Source organism: Streptomyces sp. SCL15-4 (genome assembly GCF_033366695.1).
Taxonomy (GTDB): domain Bacteria; phylum Actinomycetota; class Actinomycetes; order Streptomycetales; family Streptomycetaceae; genus Streptomyces.
Genome location: NZ_JAOBTQ010000001.1, coordinates 6,397,795 through 6,422,775 on the forward strand (window position 1 = coordinate 6,397,795; position 24,981 = coordinate 6,422,775).

A 24,981-nucleotide genomic window follows, 5' to 3' on the forward strand; every position below is an offset into this window, starting at 1 on the left:
GATTCATGTCCTCACTCAGGGTGTCCACGCCCTGGTTCGACGGATTCCGGCGGCGAGAGTTCCTGGCTCCCGGGGAGTTCTTCCCCGGTGACAGTGGCGGGACCGCGCCGGATTCGCACCGGCTTCCTCTTCTGCCGCCGTACATGGCCTGGGCAGTCCACCACGTGCCCGGAAGGGCCGTCAACTTGCCTTTGACCTGGGATGCCCGACTGTGCTGAGGCCCACATCGCCGGGGCGCCGGGCGGGCCCGACGGGACCGCTCCGGCATGCGTCCGCCCCGCCGGCTCCGGCGGACGGGCCGGTCGGCGGGGCGGGTCGCGGGGATCGGGGACGGGCGGTCAGCCCTTGCCCACGATCAGGTAGATGCCGTAGGCCACGGCCGCCGCGCAGGCCGCGAAGCAGGCGTAGGCGCCGGTGACGGCGAGCGCGGCGGAGCCGCCCTGGGCCGCGGCCCGCTCGCGGCGGGACAGGCCGTTGATGCCGAGGGTGAACAGGGCCACCAGGCCCACCGTGAACACCACGCTGGTGCCCAGAACGGAGCCGAGGGCCGCCCAGTCGATCTTCATGGGGATGCTTCCTTCAGTAACCGTGCGGGCGGGGTCAGACCGTGGCGGCCGGCGGAACGGCGGCGGGGGCCGGCTCGGTGGCCGGGGCGGGGATCGTGGCGGTCAGGTTCGCCGTCGTCAGTTCTCCGCCGACCGGGACCGTCAGGCCGTCGGTGATCTGACCGGCGGGCGGCGGGGTCACCGCGGCGATGGCGGCGGTGACGACACCGGCCGGCTCGCCGGTCTCCTCGACCACGTTGGTGTGGTCGACGACCTCGCGGCGGGAGATCTTCCAGATCGCGGCGCTCGCGGCGACCAGGAAGACGGCGACGGCGGCGGTGCCCCAGTCACCGAGGTCGGTGACGGACTCGGCGCCCGCGCCGACCAGCGCGGCGGCCGGCAGGGTGAGCACCCAGGCGACGGCCATGCGGGTCGCGGTGGACCAGCGGACCACGCCGCCCTTGCGGCCGAGGCCCGCGCCCATCACCGAGCCGGAGACGACGTGGGTGGTGGACAGGGAGAAGCCGAGGTGGGAGGAGGCCAGGATGGCGGTCGCGGCGCCGGTCTGGGCGGCGAAGCCCTGGCGCGGCTCCAGGTCGGTCAGGCCCTTGCCCATGGTGCGGATGATGCGCCAGCCGCCGATGTAGGTGCCGAGCGCGATGGCCAGGCCGGCGGAGAGGATCACCCAGGTGGGAGGGTTGGAGCCGGGGGCGAGGGAGCCGCCCGCGATCAGGGCCAGGGTGATGATGCCCATCGTCTTCTGGGCGTCGTTGGTGCCGTGCGCGAGGGAGACCAGGCCGGCGGAGGCGATCTGGCCGGCGCGGTAGCCCTTGCGGCTCGCCTCGGTGCCGGCGGTGCCGCCGACGCCGTAGGAGAGCCGGGTGGCCAGGAACGAGGCGAGGCCCGCCACGACCGGCGCGGCGACGGCCGGCAGCAGCACCTTGGTGACCAGGACGCCGCCGTGGACGGCGTCGAAGCCGGCGGAGGCGACGGTGGCGCCGACCAGGCCGCCCATCAGGGCGTGCGAGGAACTGGAGGGCAGGCCCACCAGCCAGGTCAGCAGGTTCCAGAGGATCGCGCCGACCAGGGCGGCGAAGATGACCTCGGGACGGATGCCGGTCTCGTCGACGAGACCCTTGGAGATCGTGTTCGCGACCTCCACGGAGAGGAAGGCGCCCGCAAGATTGAGGGCGGCGGACATGGTCACCGCGATCTTGGGCTTCAGGGCGCCTGTGGAGATGGTGGTGGCCATCGCGTTCGCGGTGTCGTGGAAACCGTTCGTGAAATCGAACGCGAGAGCGGTTACCACCACTATCGCGAGGATCAGCGAGAAGCTTTCCATTTACCCAGGCAATCGTTCGAGGTCGTTGGCTGGACGAACGTAGGCAACCTGAGTGAACGGAAGATGAACTGGGACGGGCGTGGTGGTGTCGGTAATGCCATGCCGGAGTCGTGTTTCGCGCCGCCGGGCCGGGCGCCCCTTGGCTACCGGGTCCGCGCGAAGATCCGCAGCCGGTCCAGGGTGCCGTTGAAGAGATCCTGGTCACCCGGCAGCGTGCCCGTCGTGCGGTACTGCCAGAACGTCCAGTACCGCCAGCCGCCGGGCAGCGTCCCCGGCCGTGCCGCGCCGTGCCGGGCGATCCACAGCGGGTGGTCCTTGGAGAAGGCGCGGCTGTTGCCGGTGCACAGTTTCCACCACTGGGTCGTCGTGTAGATCACCGGGCGGCGGCCCGTCCGGCGCCGGGTCTCGTCGCTGAACGAACGGATCCAGCCGACCATGCCCTTCTTGCTCAGCCCGTAGCACCTGCGCCGCGCGTTGTACGGGTTGTACTCGATGTCGAGCGCCGGCGGCAGCGTCCAGCCGTCCGCCCGCCAGCCGCCGCCGTGTTGCACGAAGTACGCGGCCTGCTTGGCGCCGGAGGACCGGTCCGGGAGGGCGAAGTGGTACGCGCCCCGGATCAGCCCCGCCTTGCGGGCGCCGGAGTACTGCCCGGCGAAGTAGGGGTTGCGGTAGCCCGTGGACTCGGTCGCCTTGACGTAGGCGAACCGCGCGCCCTTCTTCCGGGCGGCCGGCCAGTCCACGGTCCGCTGGTGGGACGACACGTCGTGGCCCTTGGGCGGCTTGGCCGCGGCGGTCGCGGGGCCGGTGAGGGCGAGGACCGCCGCCACGGCCGCCGCCAGGACGCTCGCGCGGCGACGGGCAAGGGTGGGTACACGGGCCATGCGGCTCCCCCGGGGATGGCGGTCGACGGGCGCGCCGGGCCTCGGGAGCGGCGGCGGCCGTGGGGTGGGCAGGAGGCAGTCATTCAAGGTCCGCCGCTCACCGAAGTGGCGTCGATTTAAGGCGTTTCACCCCTAATTCCGCCCATTCGGCCCCACGGCTCCCGGCCCGGAACCACCGCCCCGCCCGCTCCCCGCACCGCCCCGGCGGCTGGCAGGATCACCGCATGGCTGAACCGCGACGGAACGTGGAAGACGGGCGACCGGACGAACGGCGGGACACGGGGCCGGCCGGGGTGGAGGGGGCCGGGCCGGGCGATGAGGCGGCCGGGGCGGGGCAGGACGTGGCGCGGCTCTGGGACGAGGTGGTCGCCACGGCGCGGCGGACCGTCCTCGACGGACTGGTGGTCGGCACCTCCGGCAACGTCTCCGCCCGCGTCGGCGACCTGGTGCTGGTCACCCCCTCCGGCGTGCCCTACGACCGGCTCACCCCGGCCGACCTCACCGGCGTCGACCTCACCGGCCGCCAGGTGCTCGGCCGCCTCGTGCCGACCAGCGAGCTGCCCATGCACCTCGCCGTCTACCGCACCACCGACGCCCGCGCGGTCGTCCACACCCACGCCGTGCACGCCACCGCGGTCTCCACGCTCGTCCCCGAGCTGCCGCTGGTCCACTACATGGCCGCCGCCCTCGGCGGTCCCGTACGGGTCGCCCCCTACGCCGCCTACGGCACCGACGAACTGGCCGGGAACATGCTCCGCGCCCTCGACGGCCGCTCCGGCTGCCTGCTCCGGAACCACGGCACGGTCACCTACGGCGCCACCCTCGATCAGGCCTACGACCGCACCGCCCAGCTGGAGTGGATGTGCCGCCTGTGGCTGACGGCGTCGTCGGTGCCGGGCCTGAGCCCGTCCCTGCTGACCGAGGCACAACTCGCGGAGGCCGGGGAACTCTTGAAGGGATACGGCCAACGGAGGTGATCCCCTTGCCGAGCGGCAACCCGTCCCGCGCCCCGCGGACCGCACCCGCCCCGCCGGTACCCTACGTCCCGCCCGGTCGGCCCCGGCCGCTCCACCCGGCCCTGCCGGACCGTCTCACCGCACGCGCGCGGGCCCAGCCGGCACCGTCCGCGCCCGCGCGGACCGCGCCGGCCCTGCTCGGCCGCGTCCTGCCGGCCGCGCTGGCCCACCTCCGCCGGGCCTGGCCGCCTCCGCTCACCGCACTCCGCCGCGCCCTGCCGGACCGCTCCGCCCCGCTGCTCCCGCGTTCCTCACCCCGCCCCGCGCCTCCGCTGGCCGCCGTCCGCCGTCCCCCTGACACTGGAGCCGTGCGTACCGTCACCGCGACCGCCAGTGCGGTCACCGCCGCCCTGGCCGCCGGCACGGCCTCCGTGGTCGCCGGCCGGCTCGCCAGCGACGCCGCGCTGAAGGTGTCCGCGGGCCGTCCGCTGCCCACCGAGCCCCGGCTCACCGTGCACGGCACGGCCGCCGGCCGGATCACGCTCACCCGTGACCTGGCCGCCCTGCGCCCCGGTGTCTACGGCCTCGCCGGCGACGGCTCGCACGCGGTCGTCGGCGCCGTCCTGGAGGACACCCCGCACGCCGCCGACACCGTCGTACGGCGCCTGGAACGCGTCACCCACGGCACCTTCGCGCCCGGCGACGCCGCCTGGCTCACCCCCAACCTGTACGTCGGCACCCCCCGCGCCGCCCTCGGCCTGGACCACGCCGACGTCGACGTGCCCGGCGAACTCGGCACCCTGCCCGCCTGGTTCGTGCCCGGCGCCCGGGACACCTGGGTGATCGCCGTGCACGGCCTCGGCACCACCCGGGAGCACGCCCTGAACGTCATGGGCTTCCTGCACGCCCGCCGGCTGCCCGTCCTCGCCCTCGCCTACCGCGGCGACCCCGGCGCCCCCCGCCCGCCGGACCGGCTGAACCACCTCGGCGAGACGGAGTGGCGGGACGTCGAGGCGGCGATCCGCCACGCCGTCCACCACGGCGCCCGCCGCGTCGTCCTCCTCGGCTGGTCCACCGGCGCCACCATGGCCCTGCGCGCCGCCGAGCACTCCGCGGTCCGCGACCGCATCGCCGGGCTCGTCCTCGACTCCCCGGTGCTCGACTGGCAGGCCACGCTGCGCGCGCTGGCCCGGGCCCGCCACATCCCGCAGGCGCTGCTGCCACTGGCGGTGCGGGCCGCGCAGGGCCGGGCCGGACTGCGCGCCGACGGGCTCGCCCGGACCGCCGGCCCGGACCGGCTCCGGGTCCCCGCCCTGCTCGTGCACGGCCCCGACGACCGGGTCGCGCCCTGGGAGTACTCCCGCCGCCTCGCCCGGCGCCTGCCCGGCCTCGTCACCCTGCACACCGTCCCCGGCGCCCCGCACGCGGCGATGTGGAACGCGGACCCCGAGGAGTACGAGGAACGGCTGCGCCGGTTCCTCACCCCGCTGCTGTGACACCCCGGCGCCCGGGCCCGCCGGTGCCGGTGGCGGACATTCCGGTTACGGCCGCGGCGCCGGTCCGGCCACCGCCGTACGACTGGCTCGATCCCGCCCCTCCGGCCCGTCCCGGGCCCCGTGCGTTGGCCAGCCCCGTAGCCCGCCGTGACATTCCGTTTGGGTTTTCGGACCGTCAACCGGAAGACTGCACCCGTGACGTCCCGTATCCCGCGCGACTCCAGGCTCCGACTCGTCCGACCTCGGCCCCTGGCCGCCGCCCCCAGAGCTGTGAACCAGCGGCGCCCACGCCGCGCCGCGCCCCGGCCGCCCGAGGGCACGCCGGCCCCGGCCGAACTGGCCGGAATGGCCCGTGCCGGTCTGGCCGGCGCGGTCCGCGTCGCCCGCTGGGCCGACGCGGCCCTCGGCCCCGGCCGTGCCGGGGCCACCGCCGACGGCAAGGCCACCCTCTCCGACGCCACCGCCGAACGCGCCGCCGCCGACCTCGGCCTGAGCACCGCTCAGATCCGCGCCGACTGGGACACCGCCCGCCTCGCCGGACTCGTCGAGGTGCACGGCGACCGCGCCCGCCCCGGCTGGCGGCTGCGCGCCTGGGACCGCGACGACAGCGCCGTGCTGCGCGGCTGGGTCGCCCTCTTCGACGCCTGGTCGCTCGCCTCGCCCGAGCCCGAGGGGTACGAGCCCGCCGCCGTCGCCGAGGTCGTCTCGGCCATGCCGCAGGTGCTCTCCTTCCTCCAGCTGTCCGCCGGCCCGGTCCCGGTCGAGCAGCTGCTCGACCTGCTCCAGCAGCGGGTCACCGAGCTGCGCACCGAACGCTGCGAGGTCGCCTACGAACCCGGCACCGGACGGCCCGCCGGCTCCCCGGCCCCGGCCACACCCCCCGACGCCCCGCTCGCCCCGCTGCTCGACTGGGCGCTGCGGGCCCTCGCCTCGGTCGGCGCCCTCACCTACGGCGGCGGCCAGGCCACCCTCACCCCGCTGGGCAGCTGGGCGGTGTGGGTCAAGCTGGAGCAGATCTGCGTGGCCGCGCAGAGCCCCGCCGGCAACATCGAGCAGTCCGCCGAGGACATGCTGCGCGGCTGCGCCCAGCTGCGCCCCAACGCGGCCCGCGCCGAGTACCGCGCCTGGCTCGCCGCCCGCCCCGTCGGCGGCGCCGTCACCGAGCTGATCGACGCCGCCCGCGGCGACGACGCGCTGCTGCGCGGGCTGGCCTTCGAGGCGCTGCGCGTCGTCGGCGCGCCCGCCGAGCCCGACGTACGGGCCGTGGTGGACGAGCCGGCCCTGCGGCCGTACGCCCTGCTGTGGCTGGCCGAGCACGACGGCGTCGACCCGGAGGACGCCCACGAGGTGCTCACCCGCGAGGAGGCCACCTGGCTGTGGGTGGACACCGCCGCCGCCGTCGCCGACCACGGTGAGGCGCCGATGCTGGTCCGGCACCTGGAGTCCGCGGTGCAGCCCACCGTGCCCCAGCTGCTCGAAGAGGTCCGCGCCGTGGGCCATCCGCGCACCGTGCAGGTGCTGGTCGCGCTCGCCGCCGCGCACCCCGACCCGGCGCTGGCCAAGGCCGTGCGCCGGGCCGCGTTCCAGGTGCACACCGGGGGATGAGGCACGGCCGGGGCGGCTCAGGCCCCGGTCTCCGGGGCGTACGTCCCGAAGCTCCAGACGTTCCCCCCGGTGTCCCGGGCCAGGTACTCCCGGGCGCCGTAGTCCTGGTCCGCCGGGGCCATGAGGATCTCCACGCCGTGCGCCACGGCCCGCTCGTGGTGGGCGTCCACGTCGTCCACCACGACGTACACCCCGGCGGGCCCCGCGTCCTCCAGGACGGTGTCGAGGGGGCCGCCGCGGCCCTTGGAGCCGATCATCACCACGCCGCCGGCCTGGGCCAGCTCGGCGTGCAGGACCGTACCGTCCGCCGTCTCGTACACCGACAGCTCGGTGAAGCCGAGGCCCTCGGTGAGCTGCCTGATCGCCGCCTTCGCGTCCGCGTACCGCAGCGTGGGACAGACGCCCGGCCGTCCACCGCCCGTGCCCGTCATGCCGACCACTCCTTCGCGCACCGGTTCCGTCGTCCTCCGGCGGCCTTCGCACCGCACGCGTCTTCGCTTCCCACCCCGCACAACACCCGAAACCGTCCCATCCCCACCGGCCATCCCCCGACCGGGCGACTTCCCCCGCCCACCCCGTCCCGCCACCCCGCCCCACCCACCCGCCGTCACTACGCTGCGTCCGAGCCATGCCCAGGGGACAACGAAGGGGAAAAACGGTGCCCACCCCACCCCACCACCCACCCCCCGCCCCCGCCACCTCCCCGGCACCTGCTTCCGCCGCGTCCGATGCCCCGTCTTCCGACCGAGACCTCGTGTCCGCGCCCACCGCGCCCGCCGCGTCCCCGGCCCCGGACCCCGCCCCCACGCCGGCCGCGTCCCCGGCGCCGGCTTCCGCCCGCCAGCCCGCGCTGGCGCCAGCCGCGTCCGAAACCCCGTCGTCGGCCCCTGCCCTCATGTCCGCGCCCCGGATACCGGCCACCGACGACGCCCCCGCCCCACCCGCGCCTCAGGCCCCGGCTTCCGCCACCCGCCCCGGGCCCGCGCCCGCCGCGTCCGATACCCCGTCGTCGGCCCGTGACCGCGTGTCCGCGCCCACCGTGCCCCAGCCGGCGGCCGACGGCCCCACCTCCGCCCCACCCGCGCCTCAGGCCCCGGCTTCCGCCACCCGCCCCGCGCCTGCGCCTGCCGCGTCCGAGGCCCCGGCTTCGGCCCCTGACCTCGTGTCCGCGCCCACCGTTTCCCAGCCGGCGGCCTCCGGCCCCGCCCTCGCCCCAGCCCCGTCCCCGGCTTCCGACTCCCACCCCGCGCCTGCACCCGCCACCTCTCAGGCCCCACCTTCGGCCCCCGACCCGGCGCCTGCCGCGTCCCCGGCCCAGGCTTCCGCCACCCGCCCCGCGTCTGCGCCCGCCGCGTCCGATACCCCGTCGTCGGCCCCTGACCTCGTGTCCGCGCCCGCCGCCTCCCCGGCACCGGCCTCCACCCCCCGGCCCGCGCCCGCGCCCGCCGCGCCACCGACACCCCCCTCCCCTCAGCCCACACCCACCCCGCCCCCGGCATCCGTCTCGCCCCCGCCGCCCGCCACAGCCCCTGCGCCCCCACCGAGCCCCGCCTCCCACCCGCCGCATGCCGCCTTCTCCGCGCCCCCGCCGCGCCCCCGCTCCCACCCGGCGTACGCCGTCACCTCCGCGCCCCCGCCGCGCCACCACCGCCCCCTCGGCGCGTACCTCTGCCGGGCGCTCGGTCTGGTTGCGGGGTGCTGCCTTCTCGTCGTACTGCACCAGGGGCGGCCGCCGGCCTACGGGGACCGGCTCGTGGGGGCCGCGCAAGCGGACCGGACCTGGGTGCCCCGGGTGCGAGGGGCCGTCGTGGCCGGGTACGACACCCGCACCGGAGTTCCGCGCTGGCGGTACTCGCGCGCGGGCCACCGGCCCGTCGTCGCGCTGCCCGCGCGCGGGGAGGCGATCACGCTCTGGGACGACGGGCTGCTCACCGCCACCGACGGCCGTACCGTGCGCTGGCACCGGGCCCTGCCCGACGCGGCCGAGTGGCTCCCCGCCCACGGCGGCGCCGGCGTCCTGCGCCCCCTCGGCCACGGCATCCTCGCCGTCGTCACCCCGCACCGCGTCACCGCGTACCGCACCGCCGACGGCGATCTGCGCTGGACACTGCCCGCCCGCCGCGGCTGCGCGTTCCGCCCCGAGGGCGCGGTCCGGCGCGGTACGGCCCTGCTGCTCGCCCAGCCCTGCGCGGACACCGCCTGGACCGGCCAGCTCGTCGCCCTGGACGACCTCGGCCGCATCGCACCCGGCCGGACCCCGCTCGGCAACGATCCGCCCGGCCCGGGCCCCGGACACCAGGACGCAGGAAAACAGCTTGCACCGCCCCGTTAGACTGGGACCCATGGCCATTCTCCTCGCGCATTAGACGGCGGGAACGTCCTCAGCCGCCCACCCGCCAACCTCTGTACGCCCTGGAGTCTGTCCGTGATCTCCGCCTCCGGTATCGAGCTGCGCGCCGGTGCGCGCGTCCTCATCGAGAACGCCACCTTCCGTGTCGCCAAGGGCGACCGCATCGGCCTCGTCGGCCGCAACGGCGCAGGCAAGACCACCCTCACCAAGTGCCTGGCCGGCGAGGGCATCCCGGCCGCCGGCACGATCACCCGCTCCGGCGAGGTGGGCTACCTCCCGCAGGACCCCCGCACCGGCGACCTCGACGTCCTCGCCCGCGACCGCATCCTGTCCGCGCGCGGCCTCGACGCGCTGATCCGCAAGATGCGCGAGAACGAGGAGCGGATCGCCAACGGCAAGGGCTCCACGCGCGAGAAGGCCATGAAGCAGTACGAGCGCCAGGAGACGGAGTTCCTCACCAAGGGCGGGTACGCCGCCGAGGCCGAGGCCGCCACCATCGCCGCCGCGCTGAACCTGCCCGACCGGGTGCTCGGCCAGCCGCTGCACACGCTCTCCGGCGGTCAGCGCCGCCGTATCGAGCTGGCCCGGATCCTGTTCTCCGACGCCGACACCCTGCTCCTGGACGAGCCCACCAACCACCTCGACGCGGACTCGATCGTCTGGCTGCGGGACTACCTGAAGACCTACCGCGGCGGCTTCATCGTCATCTCCCACGACGTCGACCTGGTCGAGACGGTCGTGAACAAGGTGTTCTACCTGGACGCCAACCGCGCCCAGATCGACGTCTACAACATGGGCTGGAGGCTCTACCAGCAGCAGCGCGAGGCCGACGAGAAGCGCCGCAAGCGCGAGCGCGCCAACGCCGAGAAGAAGGCCGCCGCCCTGCATTCGCAGGCCGACAAGATGCGCGCCAAGGCCACCAAGACGGTCGCCGCGCAGAACATGGCCCGCCGCGCGGACAAGCTGCTCTCCGGCCTGGAGGCGGTCCGCCAGTCCGACAAGGTCGCCAAGCTCCGCTTCCCCGAGCCCGCGCCCTGCGGCAAGACCCCGCTGATGGCCGAGGGCCTGTCGAAGTCGTACGGCTCCCTGGAGATCTTCACCGACGTCGACCTGGCCATCGACAAGGGCTCCCGGGTCGTCATCCTCGGCCTCAACGGCGCCGGCAAGACCACCCTGCTGCGGCTGCTCGGCGGCGTGGAGCAGCCCGACACCGGCCAGGTCGTCCCGGGCCACGGCCTGAAGCTGGGCTACTACGCGCAGGAGCACGAGACCCTGGACCCCGACCGCACGGTCCTGGAGAACATGCGCTCGGCCGCTCCCGACATGGACCTGGTCGAGGTCCGCAAGGTGCTCGGCTCGTTCCTGTTCTCCGGCGACGACGTCGACAAGCCGGCCGGTGTCCTCTCCGGCGGCGAGAAGACCCGCCTGGCCCTCGCCACGCTCGTCGTCTCCTCGGCGAACGTGCTGCTCCTGGACGAGCCGACGAACAACCTCGACCCGGCCAGCCGCGAGGAGATCCTCGGCGCCCTGCGCACCTACAAGGGCGCGGTCGTCCTCGTCACCCACGACGAGGGCGCCGTCGAGGCGCTCCAGCCGGAGCGGATCATCCTGCTCCCGGACGGCGTCGAGGACCTGTGGGGCTCCGACTACGCGGACCTGGTCGCCCTGGCGTGATCGACGGGCCGGATCCCTGCGCATGGATCATTCGGCCGATCCGTGATCCCTCATCTGTGTGAGATCTCCTCGTATCGAGGTGTGTCGTACACGGATTTCGCGGCCGACCCCCCGACAGCCGGAGGGCCGGCCGTTCGGCGTTCCTGACCTGGTACTTCGCGAATCCGCCCGTACGGCCCTCCGGACCCCGCCCGCTGGAATTCCGCATTCCGCTTGTGGGGATCGCCTCCTGTCGTCACAACGATGTCCCACCGACCTTGCCGAATGGGTGGCCATCACGCCCGGGAGGGGTGATCATGAGGAGACCAGAGCGCACTTCCCATGAGGAGGCACGGGTGGCCGAGACTCTGAAGAAGGGCAGCCGGGTGACCGGCGCCGCGCGCGACAAGCTCGCGGCAGACCTGAAGAAGAAGTACGACTCCGGTGCGAGCATCCGGGCACTGGCCGAGGAGACCGGCCGCTCGTATGGCTTCGTGCACCGGATGCTCAGCGAGTCGGGTGTCACGCTCCGTGGGCGTGGCGGAGCGACCCGCGGCAAGAAGGCCGCTTCGTCCTGACTCCGGGCGGCCCATCGGCTTCGATGGTGGCCACCCGGTCGGCGGATCGACCGGCCGGGTGGTTACTGTGCAGTCACTTAGCTCTGCTCTGCTGACCGCACCCATCGGAGGCATCCCATGGCTTCGCCCGACCAGGACCTCGCTCCCGCACTCGACAAGGACGGGGTACGGCTCACCGTCGAGGACTCCCTCGCCACGGTGACGCTGACCAACCCGGCCAAGCGCAACGCGCAGACTCCCGCCCTGTGGCGGGCGCTCGCCGAGGCCGGCCGGCTGCTGCCGGGCTCCGTCCGGGTGGTCGTGCTGCGCGGCGAGGGCCAGTCCTTCTCCGCCGGGCTGGACCGCCGGATGTTCACCCCGGAGGGGCTCCCGGGCGAGCCGACCTTCATCGAACTCGCGCGCCGTGACGACGCCGGGCTCGACGCGACCATCGCCGAATACCAGGAGGCGTTCACCTGGTGGCGGCGGACCGACATCGTGTCCATCGCCGCCGTCCAGGGCCATGCCATCGGGGCCGGCTTCCAGCTCGCGCTCGGCTGCGACCTCAGGGTCGTCGCCGACGACGTGCAGTTCGCCATGCGCGAGACCAGCCTCGGCCTCGTCCCCGACCTGACCGGCACCCACCCGCTGGTCGGCCTCGTCGGGTACGCCCGCGCGCTGGAGATCTGCGCGACCGGGCGGTTCGTCGGTGCCGAGGAGGCCGTGGCGAGCGGGCTGGCCAACCTCGCCGTGCCCGCGGCCGAACTGGACGCGACGGCACGCGACCTGGCCGCGGCGCTGCTGGCCGCGCCCCGGGACGCTGTGGTGGAGACCAAGGCACTGCTGCGCGGCGCCGTCGACCGGACGTACGACGAGCAGCGCGCGGCCGAACGCGCCGCCCAGGCCCGCCGCCTGCGCGACCTGGCCGGCCTCGGCGAGTAGGCATCGGAGGAAAAGAACCACGGCAGGCGCGGTACGGCCCCGCGGGCGACCGCGTGCGTCCGCCGGGCCCTCCTCGCGGCCCGGCGGATCGGCGCACCGGCGTCACGGCACGCCGGTGCGCACCGGGGCCGCCGTCAGAAGCCGTGCCGCATGCCTCCGTCGACGGGCACCATGATCCCGGTCAGGTACGACGCGGCCGGAGACAGCAGGAACGCGGCCGTCCGGCCGAACTCCTCCGGCTGCCCGTAGCGGCGCAGCGGAATGCGCGAGGCGTTCGCGGTCCGGGTGGCCTCGGGGTCGGCGGACCGCGCGTCCAGCTCGCGGACGCGATCGGTGTCGATCCGGCCGGGCAGCACTCCCACCACCCGGATGCCGCGCGGCCCCAGCTCGTCGGCGAGCGACTTGGCGAACCCGGCGAGCCCCGGCCGCAGCCCGTTGGAGACCGTCAGCCCCGGGATCGGCTCGTACACCGACCCGGACAGCACGAAGGCGATCACCCCGCCCTCCGGCAGCTCGGCCGCCGCCGCGCGGGCCAGCCGCACCGCGCCGAGGAAGACGGACTCGAACGCGTCCCGCCACTGCTCGTCGGTGTTGTCGGCGACGAAACCGGGCGCCGGCCCGCCCACGCTGACCAGCACCCCGTGGAAGCCGCCGAAGCTCTCCCGGGCCGCCGCGATCAGCCGCTCGGGGGCGTCCGGGTCGGCGTTGTCCGCGGCGACGCCCACCGCGTTCGGGCCCAGGGCGGCGGCGGCCTCGGCGGCCCGCTGCCCGTCCCGGCCGCTGACGACCACCTTCGCCCCGTCCGCGACGAGTTCCCGCGCGGTGGCGTTGCCCAGTCCCCGGGTGGCTCCGGTGACGACGTACACCCGGTCCTTCAGTCCAAGATCCATGGCCCTATCCTGCCCCGTCCTCCCCGAAGAGCGTGAGCGCGGTGTTCACCAGGCCGATATGGCTGAACGCCTGCGGGAAGTTGCCGAGCTGGCAGCCGCCGAGCGGGTCGTACTCCTCGGCCAGCAGCCCGACGTCGTTGCACAGCCCCACCAGCCGGTCGAACAGCTCGCGGGCCTCGCGCGTCCGGCCGGTCAGGTGCAGGGCGTCGGCCAGCCAGAAGGAGCAGGCGAGGAACGCTCCCTCGCCGCTCGGCAGCCCGTCGATGACCGAGCCGTCGGTGTCGTAGCGGCGCAGGAAGCCGCCGTGCCCGAGGTCGTGGCGGATGGCGTCGACCGTGCCGACCACCCGGGGGTCGTCCGGCGGCAGGAAGCCCACGCGCGGGATGAGCAGCAGCGCGGCGTCCAGCTCCCGGGAGCCGTAGTACTGGGTGAAGGTGTTGCGCTCCGGGTCGAAGCCCTTCTCGCACACCTCCCGGTGGACCTCGTCGCGCAGCCGGCGCCAGCCCTCCAGATCGCCGCTCAGCTCCGGGTGCCGCTCCAGCGTTCCCACGGCCCGGTCGGCGGCCACCCACACCATCACCTTGGAGTGCACGAAGTGCCGCCGGCCGCCGCGCACCTCCCACAGGCCCTCGTCCGGCTGCCGCCACGCCGACTCCAGGAACTTCATCAGCGACCGCTGCATCGCCCACATGTGCGGCTTCGGGGACAGCCCCGAGGCGCGGGCCAGCGACAGGGAGTCCATCACCTCGCCGTACACGTCCAGCTGGAGCTGGTCGACGGCGCCGTTGCCGATGCGGACGGGGGCGGAGCCGGCGAAGCCGGGCAGCCAGGGCAGTTCCGTCTCCGGCAGCCGCCGCTCGCCCGCCACGCCGTACATGATCTGGAGGTCGGCCGGGTTGCCGGCGACCGCGCGCAGCAGCCAGTCCCGCCACGCCCCGGCCTCCTCCTGGTAGCCCGCGGTGAGCAGCGCGCCGAGGGTGAGGGTGGAGTCGCGCAGCCAGCAGTACCGGTAGTCCCAGTTGCGCACGCCGCCCGGGTTCTCGGGCAGCGAGGTGGTCGCCGCGGCGACGATCCCGCCGGTCGGGGCGTAGGTGAGGGCCTTGAGGGTGATGAGGGAGCGCACCACCGCCTCCCGGTACGGTCCGTCGTAACGGCACCGCCCGGCCCAGGCCCGCCAGTCGGCGACGCTGCTCTCCAGTGCCTCGTACGGGTCGATCAGCGGCGGCCGTCTCTCGTGCGAGGGGTGCCAGGTGAGCACGAACGCGACCCGCTCGCCCTCGGCGACGGTGAACCGCGAGTGGGTGCCGTACCGCTCGCCCCAGGTGCGCACGGCCGGCTCGGTGCGCAGCCAGGCGGAGTCCGGGCCGGCGACGGCCACCCGGTGGCCGTCCGCGCGCCGCACCCACGGCATGATCGAGCCGTAGTCGAAGCGCAGCCGCAGCGTGCTGCGGACGGTGACCCGGCCGCGGACGCCCTCCACGATCCGCACGACGTCGGGAGCGCGCTCGCGCTGCGGCATCAGGTCGGTGACGCGCACCGCGCCGTCCGCCGTCTCCCATTCGGTGTCCAGGACGAGGGTGCCCGGCCGGTAGGCGCGGCGGGTGCAGACGTCCGCTCCCTCGGGCGCGATCCGCCAGTGGCCGTGGTCCTCGTCGCCCAGCAGCCGGGCGAAACAGGCGCCGGAGTCGAAGCGCGGCAGGCACAGCCAGTCGATCGAGCCGTCCTTGCCGACCAGGGCCGCGGTCTGTTCGTCCCCGATGAGGGCGTAGTCGTCGATGCGCGCTTTCACGGGAACCGGTTTCCCGTCGGCCCGGCGGACCAACCAGCCGGTCCGCCGGGGGAGTGAGCCGGTCACGGGGCGGCGGAGGCGTGCCGTGACCGGGGAGGGACGGGGACGAGCCGTCGGCCGGGCGGTGCGGGAGCGCGCGGGCCGGCCGGGTGTCAGACCGGGGCCGGTTCGTTTTCCTCGGTGTGCCGTTCCGCCGCGGCTTCCTCCCGGTCGCGCAGCTCGCGCCGGACCAGGAACCACCAGCCGACCGGGACGGCCGCCGCGAACAGCCACCACTGGATCATGTACGCGTAGTTGAGCGGAGCGTCCTCGCTGCCCGGGTCGGAGATCTGCTCCGGGGAGCCGTCCTCGGCGCGGGGCGCGGTCTGCTGGATGTAGCCGCCGAGCACCCGCGCGTCCAGCCGCCGCGCCTCCTCGGCACTGCTGATCAGCATGATCTGCCGGTCGGGCAGGCCCTTGACGTTCTTGATGCCGCTCGCGGCGGTCGTCTCGTCGGCCATCAGCCGTCCGGTGACGGTGGTCCGCCCGGCCGGCGGCGCCGGTACCTTCGGGTAGTCGGTCTGCGCGCCGTTCGCGGGGATCCAGCCCCGGTTGACGAGCAGCACCTTGCCGTCGTCGAGGACGAGGGGGGTGAGGACGTGGAAACCGACCTCGCCGTCGGCGTTGGTACGGCGGCGGACCACGACCTCCTTCGAGGTGTCGAAGGTGCCGGTCGCGGTGACCGTGCGGTACTTCTCGGCGCGGGTCACCGTGTGCCCGGGAGAGGTCAGCCGCTCGACCGGGACCGGGTCGGCGTGCAGCGCGGCGGAGACCAGGTCGTTGCGGGCCGTGCGTTCCTCGTAGCGGTGCTGCTGCCAGAAGCCCAGCCTGATCATCGTCGGGATCAGCGCGATCGCGACGAGGGTGAGGATCACCCACTGGCGGGACAGCAGGAAGCGGTAGCGGTGCACCCCACGACGGTACCTCCGCGTCATGGGGTGCGTTCAGGCGGGTGCCGGGTCAGACCCGGTCCACGATGCCGGCCCTCCCCTCGGCCCGGGCGCAGTGCGCGCCGCAGAACCAGTGGCCCTCCGCCTCCACGCCCTGGCCGATGATCTGCACCCGGCAGTGCTCGCAGAGCGGGGCCATGCGGTGGATCGCACAGGAGAAGCAGTCGAAGACATGCACGGCGCCCTGCGCGTGCACCTCGAAGGTCATTCCGTAGTCGTTGCCGCAGACTTCGCATGTCGCCATGGGCCACAGGGTGAGCCGTCGCCGTCGCCCTCGGCGAGCCGGTGCCGGGTGAGTCGTGGGCCAATCACCCGTTCGTACGATGAACGAACCGCGCGCGGCCTCGGCCGTGGCTACCCGTCGGCGGGCTCCACGTCCCGGAGCAACTGCCCGAACGCGGCCTCGTCCACGATCGGCGTGCCGTACTGCCTGGCCTTGACCGTCTTCGACGTGCCCGAGTCCGGGTCGTTGGTCACCAGCAGACTGGTCAGCCGGGAGACGCTGCCGGCCACATGCAGCCCGGCCTCGGTGGCGCGGTCCTCCAGCAACTCGCGCTCCGTCGACGTATCACCCGAGAAGGCGACCCGCATGCCCTGTTTGAGCCTTTTGCCGTCTTCGTAGCGTCCCGGGTTGGGATAGGGGCATGCAGGCCTTTTGCGGGCGGGGCGCCAACCGGCCTGCCGATAGCCGCCGTAGCCGCCCGACGCCTGCCGGGGCACCGGCCGGTCCGACCACTCCGTCAGCGGCCGGCACTCCAGCAGCGGCAGCCGGACGCCGCCCGCCGCCGCGGCCCGCAGGCTGGGCCGGAACGCCTCCGCCAGCACCCGCGCGTCGTCCAGCGCGTGGTGCGCCCGCTGTTGTACGACCCCGAAGTGGGCCGCCAGCGACTCCAGCTTGAAGTTGGGCAGGGGCAGCCCCAGCTCCTTGGACAGCGCGATGGTGCACAGCCGCTGGCGCACCGGCGCCTCGCGCCGCACGCGCGCGTACTCCCGCGCGATCATCTGCCAGTCGAAGACGGCGTTGTGCGCCACCAGCACCCGGCCGTCCAGACGGGCGGCGAACTCCTCGGCCACGTCCGCGAACAGCGGCGCGCCGTCGAGCAGCTCGCTCGTCAGACCGTGTATCCACACGGGTCCCGGATCGCGCTCCGGGTTGACCAGCGTGTACCAGTGGTCCTCGACCTCGCCGCGCGCGTCCAGCCGGTACACGGCCGCCGAGATGATCCGGTCGTCCCGGGCCAGTCCGGTGGTCTCCACGTCAACGACCGCGTATCCCTTCGGATACGCGGCCGGCCACGAGGTGGCGGAGGGCGCTGCGGTCGCACGGTCTTCGAGCATGGTCACTGAGGATACGGGCCGCCACCGACAACGCCGTCCCCCAGGCCCGGCGCCCACGCCCCGGGCCCGCCCGCCCGCTCGGCCACCGCACACACGCGCGCGCCCGCGCGCCCGGTCGTCCCGTACCTACGCGCGCGTGCCCGCTCACCCGGCACCGCCGCGTCCGCCCGATTCCGGGACATCACGCCCGCCCGTACCGGGTTCCGGATGTCCGCCTGCTGTCCCGGTGGGTGACGGATCGTCAGAACGTTCCTCGGTGGAGCCGACGCGACCAGTCCGGCGTTCGTCCGGGGCGTCGGTCCGGGGCGGGTGGCAGCGGTCCGGGGCCGGCCGGCGGGGCGCGGCGGTGGACCGGTGGCGAGGGCGGGCATGGGCGGGGCGGCGCGGGAGCGTCGGTGCGGCGGCCGGGGCGCTGCCGGTGGGATCCTCCCTGCTGTGACGGAACCCACCCACGACGAGGCCCACGGCGGCGCGCTCGGCTCCCGGCTGAACTGGCTGCGGGCCGCCGTACTGGGCGCGAACGACGGCATCGTCTCCACCGCCGGCCTGGTCGTCGGCGTGGCCGGCGCCACCGGGAGCCGCGCCGCGCTGCTCACCGCCGGACTGGCCGGACTGCTCGCCGGCTCGATGTCCATGGCGGCCGGCGAATACGTCTCCGTCTCCACCCAGCGCGACTCCGAGATGGCCGCGCTGGCCGCGGAGCGACGGGAACTGCGCGACCAGCCGGAGGCCGAACTGCGGGAGCTGACCGAGCTGCTGGCCCGGCGCGGCCTGTCCGGGGACGTGGCCCGCGAGGCCGCCGAACAGCTCACCGCGCGGGACGCGCTGCGGGCCCACGCGCGCGTGGAGCTGGGCATCGACCCGGACGAGCTGACCAACCCCTGGCACGCGGCCTGGGCGAGCTTCCTGGCCTTCACCGTGGGCGCGCTGCTCCCGCTGCTGGCCATCGTGCTGCCACCGGCCGGCGCCCGGCTCCCGGTCACCGTGTGCTGCGTCCTCGCCGCCCTGGTCCTCACCGGGTGGAGCAGCGCCCGCCTCGGCGCGGCCCGCCCCTCGCGCGCGGTGGTGCGCAACGTGGCCGGCGGGGCACTGGCGATGGGCGTGACCTACGCGGCGGGCAGCCTGCTCGGCGCGGCCGGGGTCTGAGCGCCCGGGCCCCTGGCCGCGCGGGGCGCCGTGAGCAGGACGTACGGTGAAGTGCGCCCGCCACCCGTGGGCGCGCCGCACCGCCCCGCACGAGAAGGACCCCGTCATGCGCGCCACCACCATCCACGCCCCCTACGACATGCGCGTGGAGGACGTCCCCGACCCCGTGGTGCAGCTGCCCACCGACGCCGTCGTACGGGTGCTGCGCGCCTGCATCTGCGGCAGCGACCTGTGGGCCTACCGGGGCGAGGCCGCGCGGCAGCCGGGTCAGCGCATCGGGCACGAGTTCCTCGGCGTCGTGGAGGAGGCCGGCTCCGACGTGGGCACCGTCCGCCGCGGTGACCTGGTGGTGGCGCCCTTCATGTGGTCCGACGGCGTCTGCGACTACTGCCGCGAGGGCCTGACCACCTCCTGTGAGCACGGCGGCTTCTGGGGCTCGGTCGGCTACGACGGCGGCCAGGGCGAGGCCGTCCGCGTGCCGTTCGCCGACGGCACCCTCGTCCCGCTGCCCAAGGAGGCGGCCACGGACGACCACCTGCTGTCCGCCCTGCTGACCCTGTCCGACGTGCTCGGCACCGGCCACCACGCCGCCCTCGGCGCCGGCGCCCGGCCCGGGGCCACCGTCGCCGTCGTCGGGGACGGCGCGGTCGGGCTGTGCGCCGTCCTGGCCGCCAAGCGGCTCGGCGCCGAGCGGATCATCGCCCTGGGCCGGCACCAGGCGCGGACCGACATCGCGCGCCGGTTCGGCGCCACCGACGTCGTCGCCGAGCGCGGGGAGGCCGCCGTCGAGGCCGTCCGCGAACTGACCCGGGGCCGGGGCGCGCACGCCGTCGTGGAGGCGGTCGGCACCGAGCAGTCCATGCGGACGGCCGTCGGCATCACCCGCGACGGCGGCGCCATCGGCTTCGTGGGCGTGCCCCACGGCAGCGGCACCGGCCTGGACCTCGGCGTGATGTTCGACCGGAACATCGCCCTGCGCGGCGGTGTCGCCCCGGTCCGCGCCTACATCCCCGACCTGCTGCCCGACGTCCTCGACGGCACGATCGACCCCTCGCCGGTGTTCGACCTGACCGTCGACATCGAGGGCGTCCCGGCCGGCTACCGGGCGATGGACGAGCGCACGGCCCTGAAGGTGCTGGTCACCAACGGCCGGTGACCGCGCGCGTCATCCGGCGCCGGTGACCGGGGCGGCGGCCCAGCGGGCCGGGTCCGAGCCCCAGGGCACCGGGGGCCGGGCCCAGCCGGCGGGGCCGCCCGTGAAGGACACGGCCGGCCGGGCGTGCCGCAGCCGGCCCAGCGCGCTGCCGGTCTCGGCCAGCCAGGCCTCCGGCCCCGGATACGGCTGTCCCTCGGCCGGTTCCGGGCGGATCCCGCGGGTCAGCCAGTGCGCGGTCCGGGCCAGCGCGAGCCGCACCAGCCGGCTCCCGCCGTCGTACGACTGCTCGGTCAGCGCCCGCAGCACGGCCGCCGCCAGCAGATAGCCGGTGCCGTGGTCCAGGGCCTGCGCGGGCAGCGCGCCCGGCTCCCCGGCCGTGCCCTCGGTGACCGCGATGCCGGTGGCCACCTGCACCAGGCTGTCGAAGCCGCGCCGCGCGTGCCACGGCCCGTACGCGCCCCACGCCGACACCTGCGCCACGACCAGCCCGGGATGGCGTCCGGCCAGCGCCTCGGCGGACAGCCCGAACCGGTCCAGCGCGCCCGGCCGGTAGCCGGTGACCACGACGTCCGCCGTGCTCAGCAGGTCTTCGAGGACGTCCCGGCCGGTGCCCAGGTCCAGCCTGGCGGACCGCTTGCCGAAGCCCGTGTCGGCGTGCTGGTCCGGCAGTTCCGGCAGCCACGGGGCGTCCACGCGCAGCACGTCCGCGCCGAGCAGGCCGAGGGTGCGGGTGGCGACCGGACCCGCCAGGACCCGGGTCAGGTCCAGGACGCGCAGCCCGGCGGCGGGCAGCAGGGCGGCGGCGCCGGGATCGAGCGGCGGGAACACGCGCGGGGGCGCCGCGTCCGGCCACGCGCGCTCGACCAGCGGACGCGCGGCCACCTCGGCCGCCTGCCGGTGCGCCGCCCAGCCCTCGGGGGTGCGCAGGGCCACGGCGAGACCGCCCGCGGCGCCGACGGTCTCCTCCACCTCCAGGGCGGAGCGCCCGGCCAGGTGCCCGGCGACCCGGTCTGCCGAGGCGTCCTCGGGCAGTCCCAGCGCGCCGAGCAGCCGGGCCCGGTGGTGCGGGTAGTTGGCGTGGGTGCGCACCCAGCCGTCGGCCGTGCGCCAGAACCGGGACAGGGGCGCGAAGGAGACCGGCGCCCGGCCGTCGATCCGCAGCAGCCGCTCGCTGTGGAAGGCCGCCGCGACCGCGCCGTCGTCGATCCGGACCTCCGGGACCCCCGAGAGCCCGGCCCGGCGGGCCGCCAGCTCCGCCGCGGCCAGCGCGCAGGTGCCCACGCAGGCCCGGGCCAGCTCCCGCACGGGAAGACGCGCCGTGAGCACGCCCTCCCGGGGGACGGTCGTGAGCCGGGACAGCCGGGCGGGGTCGCCGCCCAGTGCGGACCACGCGTACGTGAGTGCAGTCATGACTGCACTATGCATTATTGATTCGATCAATCCATTGCATGGACCCCTGCACAGAACCCTGCGCAGAGGTCCCTATGACGCCTACCTGGTCACCGCGGCCAGCGCGTCCGCCACGCCCCAGCCGTAGAAGCCGTTGCGGTTCCTCGTCCCCTCGCACACCGCGTCCACCTTGCCGTCGCCGTCGATGTCGTACGGGTCCGTGCAGGGCGTGGCGGTGGCCTCCGCGTACAGCAGCGCCTTCACGACCGCCGCCGGGGCGTGTGGATGGGTTGACTTGATCAATGCGGCGACACCGGCGACGTGCGGGGTGGCCATGGACGTCCCGGCCATGTAGCCGTACTTGCCGCCCGGCAGCGTGCCCAGGATCAGGCCGCTGACCGCCGGGGGCTGCGGCGCCTGGAGGCGGTCGCCGCCGGGCGCGGCGATGTCCACCACGCCGAGACCGTGGTTGGAGAAGGACGACTTCAGACCCTTGGCGCCGGTCGCCGCGACCGTGACGACACCCGGCAGCTGGGTCGGTATGTCGAAGCACTCGTGCGGGTCGACCACGCGGTCCGAGGGGGTGCCGTCGTTCGGCGAGCCCTCGTCGGTGATCGCGTCGGAGGCGAGGTCGTAGTTCTCGTTGCCCGCCGCCGCGACGTTGACCGCGCCCTTGCGCTCCGCGTAGCGCGAGGCCCGGGTGATGGCGTCCACGAGCGCCTTCTGGTCGGGGTCGGCGGTGCAGTTGAAGTACCACGGGTCGGTGTAATAGCTGTTGTTGGTCACGTCGACGTGGTGCTCGGCCGCCCACACGAAGCCGCAGACCACGGCCTCGGTGTAGAAGAAGCCGTCCGGATTGCCCACCTTGATGCCGGCGACCTTCACCCCCGGTGCCACGCCCGTCATGCCCACGCCGTTCTTGGCCGCCGCGATCTCGCCCGCGACATGCGTGCCGTGCGGGCTCTCCGCCGCGCCCGGCCGCCAGGCGCCGTCCGTGGTGTCCGGCTTGCCCGACACGCAGTTGGCGGAGGCCGCGCGGTCGAAGTTGGGCGCGATGTCCGGGTGGGTGTCGTCGACACCCGTGTCGATGACGGCGACCGTGACGTCCGGGCTGCCCAGGGTCTTCTCGTGCGCCTTGTCCGCCTTGATGGCCGGCAGGTCCCACTGCAACGGCTCCAGCGGGTCCTGCCCGGCGGCGGCCCGGACGCCGGCGGCCTCGGCGGCGCTCAGCGCCTTCGGCGTGCCCACGTCGGTGGTGGACTGGGCGGGCAGCGGGCGGTTGCGCGTGGCACCCGCCGAGTCGACCCCGCGCACGGCGCGGATGCGCTGGGCGAAGCCGGGGTCCGCGGAGTGGACGACGATCACTCCGATCCGGTCGTAACTCGTCACCACCGTCCCGCCGTTGCGGACGATCGCCCGCCGCACCGACGCGACCGTGGAGCGGTCCGTCCCGGTGTTCACCACGTACGACAGGGTGGGGCCGTCCGCCGCCCGCGCCACCGGGACCGCCGTGTCCGCCGAGGGCGCCGCGGAGGCCGCCGACGGCAGGAGGCCGAGCGTGGCGGTCAGCGACAGCACGGCCGGTACGGCGAGCGCCAGTCGGCGTCTGGAGCGCAGATGAGCCATGGGATCTCCACATCATCCGGATACGGAACCACCCGGGACGCGGATGGCCGTCCGGGCAGGTACATGACGAGGCGGTACAGGGCCGAAGCTATCTCCCGGCGCTGATCTCCGAAAGAGCCAGGCGGACTTGAACCGCCGTCTGCGTGGCGCCGTGACCGTGGACGGGAGGCCCGAAAGGATCAGGCCCCCTACGGGAATCACCCGATGGAGCCGCTCGATGACTCGCTGTAATGTAATCCCGTATCCGTGAGGTCAGCAAGCGCACGTCCGTGACGCGAGGAGACTCCGTGGCCACCGAAACACCGCCACCCACTCAATCCCCAGCCCGCCTTCCCTCCACCGAGGAGTTCACCGAGGTGCAGCAGAGCGCGGAGTTCGGTGAACTGCGCCGCGCGCACCGCTCCTTCGCCTTCCCGCTGACGATCGCCTTCGCCGCCTGGTATCTGCTGTACGTCCTGCTGTCCAACTACGCGGGCGACTTCATGGGCACCAAGGTGGCCGGCCACATCAACGTCGCCCTCGTCCTGGGCCTCGCCCAGTTCCTCACCACGTTCCTCATCGCCTGGTGGTACGCCCGCCGCGCCGCCGCCAGGCTCGACCCCCGGGCCGAGGCCATCAAGTCCCGGATGGAGGGCGGAGCATGAGCGCCGTGACCCCCACGCTGCTGGCCGCCGGCGAGGCGAGCGAGCACCGGACGCTGATCATCACCCTGTTCGCGGTGTTCGTCGCCGCGACCCTCGTCATCACCGTCTGGGCGGGCCGGCAGACCAAGGACGCCGCCGACTTCTACGCGGGCGGACGCCAGTTCACCGGCTTCCAGAACGGCCTCGCCGTCTCCGGCGACTACATGTCCGCCGCGTCCTTCCTCGGCATCGCCGGCGCCATCGCCCTCTTCGGTTACGACGGCTTCCTGTACTCCATCGGCTTCCTCGTCGCCTGGCTCGTCGCCCTCCTCCTGGTCGCCGAACCCCTGCGCAACTCGGGCCGCTACACGATGGGCGACGTGCTGGCCTACCGGATGCGCCAGCGTCCCGTGCGCACCGCGGCCGGCACCTCCACCATCGTCGTGTCGATCTTCTACCTGCTGGCCCAGATGGCGGGCGCCGGCGTGCTGGTCTCCCTGCTCCTCGGCATCACCAGCGACGGCGGCAAGATCGGCATCGTCGCCCTGGTCGGCCTGCTGATGATCGTGTACGTCACCATCGGCGGCATGAAGGGCACCACCTGGGTGCAGATGGTCAAGGCGGTGCTGCTGATCGCCGGCGCCGTGCTGCTGACCGTCCTCGTCCTGCTGAAGTTCGACTTCAACATCTCCGAACTGCTCGGCAAGGCCGCCGACAACAGCGGCAAGGGCAGCGCCTTCCTGGAGCCCGGCCTCAAGTACGGCGCCACCGGCACCACCAAGCTGGACTTCCTCTCCCTCGGCATCGCCCTGGTCCTGGGCACCGCCGGCCTGCCGCACATCCTGATCCGCTTCTACACCGTCCCCACCGCCAAGGCCGCCCGCAAGTCCGTCCTCTGGGCGATCGGCCTGATCGGCGTCTTCTACCTGATGACCCTCGCCCTCGGCTTCGGCGCCGCCGCGCTGATCAAACCGGACGAGATCATCGCCTCCAACAAGGCGGGCAACACGGCGGCCCCTCTGCTGGCGCTCCACCTCGGCGGCGTCGATTCGAGCTGGGGAGCCATCCTGCTCGCCACCATCTCCGCGGTCGCCTTCGCCACGATCCTCGCGGTCGTCGCCGGACTGACCCTGGCCTCCTCGTCCTCGTTCGCGCACGACATCTACGCCAACGTCATCAAGAGGGGCCAGGCCACCGAGCAGCAGGAGGTGCGCGCGGCCCGCTGGGCGACCGTCGGCATCGGCGCGGTCTCCATCGTCCTCGGCGCCCTGGCCCGCGACCTGAACGTGGCCGGCCTGGTGGCCCTCGCCTTCGCGGTCGCCGCCTCCGCCAACCTGCCGACCATCCTCTACAGCCTGTTCTGGAAACGGTTCACCACCGCGGGCGCCCTGTGGTCGATCTACGGCGGCCTGGTCACCGCGGTCGGCCTGGTGCTGTTCTCCCCGGTGGTCTCGGGCAAGCAGACCTCGATGTTCCCCAGCGTCGACTTCCACTGGTTCCCGCTGGAGAACCCCGGCCTCATCTCCATCCCGGTCGGCTTTCTGCTCGGCGTGGTGGGCACCCTGCTGTCGAAGGAGAAGCCGGACGCCGGGAAGTACGCGGAACTGGAGGTCCGGTCCCTGACCGGCACCGGAGCCCACTGACGGCGGCGCGCGGGACGACCGCGTCGTTGGGGACTGTACGGTCCTACGACGCGGTCGCGCCGTTC

General features: G+C 74.4%; 22 protein-coding genes and 1 riboswitch. Of the genes, 11 read left to right on the plus strand and 11 right to left on the minus strand.

Features of this window, described 5'->3' with window-relative positions; translation table 11 throughout:
• Window positions 1-33: 33 nt before the first annotated feature.
• Window positions 34-177, minus strand: a riboswitch (cobalamin riboswitch).
• A 161-nt stretch (window positions 178-338) separates the two neighbouring features.
• The 3 genes from SCK26_RS28685 to SCK26_RS28695 form a co-directional block, all read right to left on the minus strand.
• Window positions 339-566: a hypothetical protein gene (locus tag SCK26_RS28685; RefSeq protein ID WP_318204228.1), complete on the minus strand. Its 228-nt coding sequence runs from the start codon at window positions 564-566 to the stop codon at window positions 339-341.
• Between the two features lie 34 nt (window positions 567-600).
• Window positions 601-1,887, minus strand: coding sequence for an inorganic phosphate transporter (locus tag SCK26_RS28690; RefSeq protein WP_318204229.1), 1,287 nt, complete (start codon window positions 1,885-1,887; stop codon window positions 601-603).
• A 143-nt stretch (window positions 1,888-2,030) separates the two neighbouring features.
• Complete coding sequence (locus SCK26_RS28695) at window positions 2,031-2,768, minus strand: lysozyme (RefSeq protein WP_318204230.1); 738 nt, start codon at window positions 2,766-2,768, stop codon at window positions 2,031-2,033.
• 224 nt (window positions 2,769-2,992) lie between these two features.
• Here SCK26_RS28695 and SCK26_RS28700 point away from each other — a divergent pair, with 224 nt between their 5' ends.
• The 3 genes from SCK26_RS28700 to SCK26_RS28710 all read left to right on the plus strand — a co-directional run bounded on the left by SCK26_RS28700 (window position 2,993) and on the right by SCK26_RS28710 (window position 6,825).
• Entirely contained in the window at window positions 2,993-3,745 is a 753-nt protein-coding gene (locus SCK26_RS28700; RefSeq protein ID WP_318204231.1) for a class II aldolase/adducin family protein, read from the plus strand.
• A 347-nt stretch (window positions 3,746-4,092) separates the two neighbouring features.
• Window positions 4,093-5,220: an alpha/beta hydrolase gene (locus SCK26_RS28705; RefSeq protein WP_318204232.1), complete on the plus strand. Its 1,128-nt coding sequence runs from the start codon at window positions 4,093-4,095 to the stop codon at window positions 5,218-5,220.
• Window positions 5,221-5,565: 345 nt separating this feature from the next.
• A complete protein-coding gene (locus tag SCK26_RS28710; protein ID WP_318204233.1) occupies window positions 5,566-6,825 on the plus strand; it encodes a hypothetical protein in 1,260 nt (419 codons plus the stop codon).
• Window positions 6,826-6,842: 17 nt separating this feature from the next.
• Here SCK26_RS28710 and SCK26_RS28715 read toward each other — a convergent pair whose 3' ends face one another.
• Window positions 6,843-7,256, minus strand: coding sequence for a VOC family protein (locus SCK26_RS28715; RefSeq protein WP_318204234.1), 414 nt, complete (start codon window positions 7,254-7,256; stop codon window positions 6,843-6,845).
• Window positions 7,257-8,632: 1,376 nt separating this feature from the next.
• On the opposite strand from SCK26_RS28715, the gene SCK26_RS28720 reads away from it, so the two are divergent.
• From SCK26_RS28720 to SCK26_RS28735, 4 genes are all read left to right on the plus strand, one after another.
• Window positions 8,633-9,157 carry a hypothetical protein gene (locus tag SCK26_RS28720; RefSeq protein ID WP_318204235.1) on the plus strand — a complete coding sequence of 175 codons (525 nt, stop codon included), beginning with the start codon at window positions 8,633-8,635 and terminating at the stop codon, window positions 9,155-9,157.
• A 93-nt stretch (window positions 9,158-9,250) separates the two neighbouring features.
• A complete protein-coding gene (locus tag SCK26_RS28725; protein WP_318204236.1) occupies window positions 9,251-10,849 on the plus strand; it encodes an ABC-F family ATP-binding cassette domain-containing protein in 1,599 nt (532 codons plus the stop codon).
• A gap of 335 nt (window positions 10,850-11,184) precedes the next feature.
• The gene (locus SCK26_RS28730; protein ID WP_004002281.1) at window positions 11,185-11,406 is read left to right on the plus strand and encodes a helix-turn-helix domain-containing protein; all 222 of its coding nucleotides are present in this window, start codon (window positions 11,185-11,187) and stop codon (window positions 11,404-11,406) included.
• Window positions 11,407-11,523: 117 nt separating this feature from the next.
• Complete coding sequence (locus SCK26_RS28735) at window positions 11,524-12,327, plus strand: enoyl-CoA hydratase/isomerase family protein (RefSeq protein WP_318204237.1); 804 nt, start codon at window positions 11,524-11,526, stop codon at window positions 12,325-12,327.
• Window positions 12,328-12,461: 134 nt separating this feature from the next.
• On the opposite strand, the gene SCK26_RS28740 is transcribed toward SCK26_RS28735, so the two are convergent.
• The 5 genes from SCK26_RS28740 to SCK26_RS28760 form a co-directional block, all read right to left on the minus strand.
• Window positions 12,462-13,217, minus strand: coding sequence for an SDR family oxidoreductase (locus tag SCK26_RS28740; protein ID WP_318204238.1), 756 nt, complete (start codon window positions 13,215-13,217; stop codon window positions 12,462-12,464).
• Between the two features lie 4 nt (window positions 13,218-13,221).
• The gene (locus SCK26_RS28745) at window positions 13,222-15,006 is read right to left on the minus strand and encodes a glycoside hydrolase family 15 protein (protein ID WP_318204239.1); all 1,785 of its coding nucleotides are present in this window, start codon (window positions 15,004-15,006) and stop codon (window positions 13,222-13,224) included.
• A gap of 152 nt (window positions 15,007-15,158) precedes the next feature.
• Window positions 15,159-15,980 (minus strand): SURF1 family protein, encoded by an 822-nt coding sequence (locus tag SCK26_RS28750; RefSeq protein ID WP_318204240.1) that lies wholly within the window; start codon window positions 15,978-15,980, stop codon window positions 15,159-15,161.
• A gap of 25 nt (window positions 15,981-16,005) precedes the next feature.
• Window positions 16,006-16,239 (minus strand): hypothetical protein, encoded by a 234-nt coding sequence (locus SCK26_RS28755; protein ID WP_318204241.1) that lies wholly within the window; start codon window positions 16,237-16,239, stop codon window positions 16,006-16,008.
• Window positions 16,240-16,349: 110 nt separating this feature from the next.
• Window positions 16,350-17,333: a DEDDh family exonuclease gene (locus SCK26_RS28760; RefSeq protein ID WP_318204242.1), complete on the minus strand. Its 984-nt coding sequence runs from the start codon at window positions 17,331-17,333 to the stop codon at window positions 16,350-16,352.
• 435 nt (window positions 17,334-17,768) lie between these two features.
• On the opposite strand from SCK26_RS28760, the gene SCK26_RS28765 reads away from it, so the two are divergent.
• Together SCK26_RS28765 and SCK26_RS28770 are read left to right on the plus strand one after the other, a co-directional pair.
• Entirely contained in the window at window positions 17,769-18,479 is a 711-nt protein-coding gene (locus SCK26_RS28765) for a VIT family protein (protein ID WP_318204243.1), read from the plus strand.
• Between the two features lie 106 nt (window positions 18,480-18,585).
• Window positions 18,586-19,635 (plus strand): zinc-dependent alcohol dehydrogenase family protein, encoded by a 1,050-nt coding sequence (locus SCK26_RS28770; RefSeq protein ID WP_318204244.1) that lies wholly within the window; start codon window positions 18,586-18,588, stop codon window positions 19,633-19,635.
• Window positions 19,636-19,644: 9 nt separating this feature from the next.
• Here SCK26_RS28770 and SCK26_RS28775 read toward each other — a convergent pair whose 3' ends face one another.
• Both SCK26_RS28775 and SCK26_RS28780 read right to left on the minus strand, forming a co-directional pair.
• Window positions 19,645-21,045, minus strand: coding sequence for a CoA transferase (locus SCK26_RS28775; RefSeq protein ID WP_318204245.1), 1,401 nt, complete (start codon window positions 21,043-21,045; stop codon window positions 19,645-19,647).
• Window positions 21,046-21,126: 81 nt separating this feature from the next.
• A complete protein-coding gene (locus tag SCK26_RS28780) occupies window positions 21,127-22,650 on the minus strand; it encodes a S8 family peptidase (protein WP_318204246.1) in 1,524 nt (507 codons plus the stop codon).
• Window positions 22,651-22,937: 287 nt separating this feature from the next.
• Here SCK26_RS28780 and SCK26_RS28785 point away from each other — a divergent pair, with 287 nt between their 5' ends.
• Window positions 22,938-23,294: a DUF485 domain-containing protein gene (locus SCK26_RS28785; protein ID WP_318204247.1), complete on the plus strand. Its 357-nt coding sequence runs from the start codon at window positions 22,938-22,940 to the stop codon at window positions 23,292-23,294.
• Window positions 23,291-24,916, plus strand: coding sequence for a cation acetate symporter (locus SCK26_RS28790; protein ID WP_318204248.1), 1,626 nt, complete (start codon window positions 23,291-23,293; stop codon window positions 24,914-24,916). Before SCK26_RS28785 ends, SCK26_RS28790 begins: the two co-directional genes overlap by 4 nt.
• Window positions 24,917-24,981 lie beyond the last annotated feature (65 nt).

Coding starts and splice junctions, on each gene's coding strand:
- SCK26_RS28685 (WP_318204228.1), bottom strand. CDS start 566: ATGAAGATCGACTGGGCGGCCCTCGGCTCCGTTCTGGGCACCAGCGTG.
- SCK26_RS28690 (WP_318204229.1), bottom strand. CDS start 1,887: ATGGAAAGCTTCTCGCTGATCCTCGCGATAGTGGTGGTAACCGCTCTC.
- SCK26_RS28695 (WP_318204230.1), bottom strand. CDS start 2,768: ATGGCCCGTGTACCCACCCTTGCCCGTCGCCGCGCGAGCGTCCTGGCG.
- SCK26_RS28700 (WP_318204231.1), top strand. CDS start 2,993: ATGGCTGAACCGCGACGGAACGTGGAAGACGGGCGACCGGACGAACGG.
- SCK26_RS28710 (WP_318204233.1), top strand. CDS start 5,566: ATGGCCCGTGCCGGTCTGGCCGGCGCGGTCCGCGTCGCCCGCTGGGCC.
- SCK26_RS28715 (WP_318204234.1), bottom strand. CDS start 7,256: ATGACGGGCACGGGCGGTGGACGGCCGGGCGTCTGTCCCACGCTGCGG.
- SCK26_RS28735 (WP_318204237.1), top strand. CDS start 11,524: ATGGCTTCGCCCGACCAGGACCTCGCTCCCGCACTCGACAAGGACGGG.
- SCK26_RS28740 (WP_318204238.1), bottom strand. CDS start 13,217: ATGGATCTTGGACTGAAGGACCGGGTGTACGTCGTCACCGGAGCCACC.
- SCK26_RS28750 (WP_318204240.1), bottom strand. CDS start 15,980: ATGACGCGGAGGTACCGTCGTGGGGTGCACCGCTACCGCTTCCTGCTG.
- SCK26_RS28755 (WP_318204241.1), bottom strand. CDS start 16,239: ATGGCGACATGCGAAGTCTGCGGCAACGACTACGGAATGACCTTCGAG.
- SCK26_RS28760 (WP_318204242.1), bottom strand. CDS start 17,333: ATGCTCGAAGACCGTGCGACCGCAGCGCCCTCCGCCACCTCGTGGCCG.
- SCK26_RS28770 (WP_318204244.1), top strand. CDS start 18,586: ATGCGCGCCACCACCATCCACGCCCCCTACGACATGCGCGTGGAGGAC.
- SCK26_RS28775 (WP_318204245.1), bottom strand. CDS start 21,045: ATGACTGCACTCACGTACGCGTGGTCCGCACTGGGCGGCGACCCCGCC.
- SCK26_RS28780 (WP_318204246.1), bottom strand. CDS start 22,650: ATGGCTCATCTGCGCTCCAGACGCCGACTGGCGCTCGCCGTACCGGCC.
- SCK26_RS28790 (WP_318204248.1), top strand. CDS start 23,291: ATGAGCGCCGTGACCCCCACGCTGCTGGCCGCCGGCGAGGCGAGCGAG.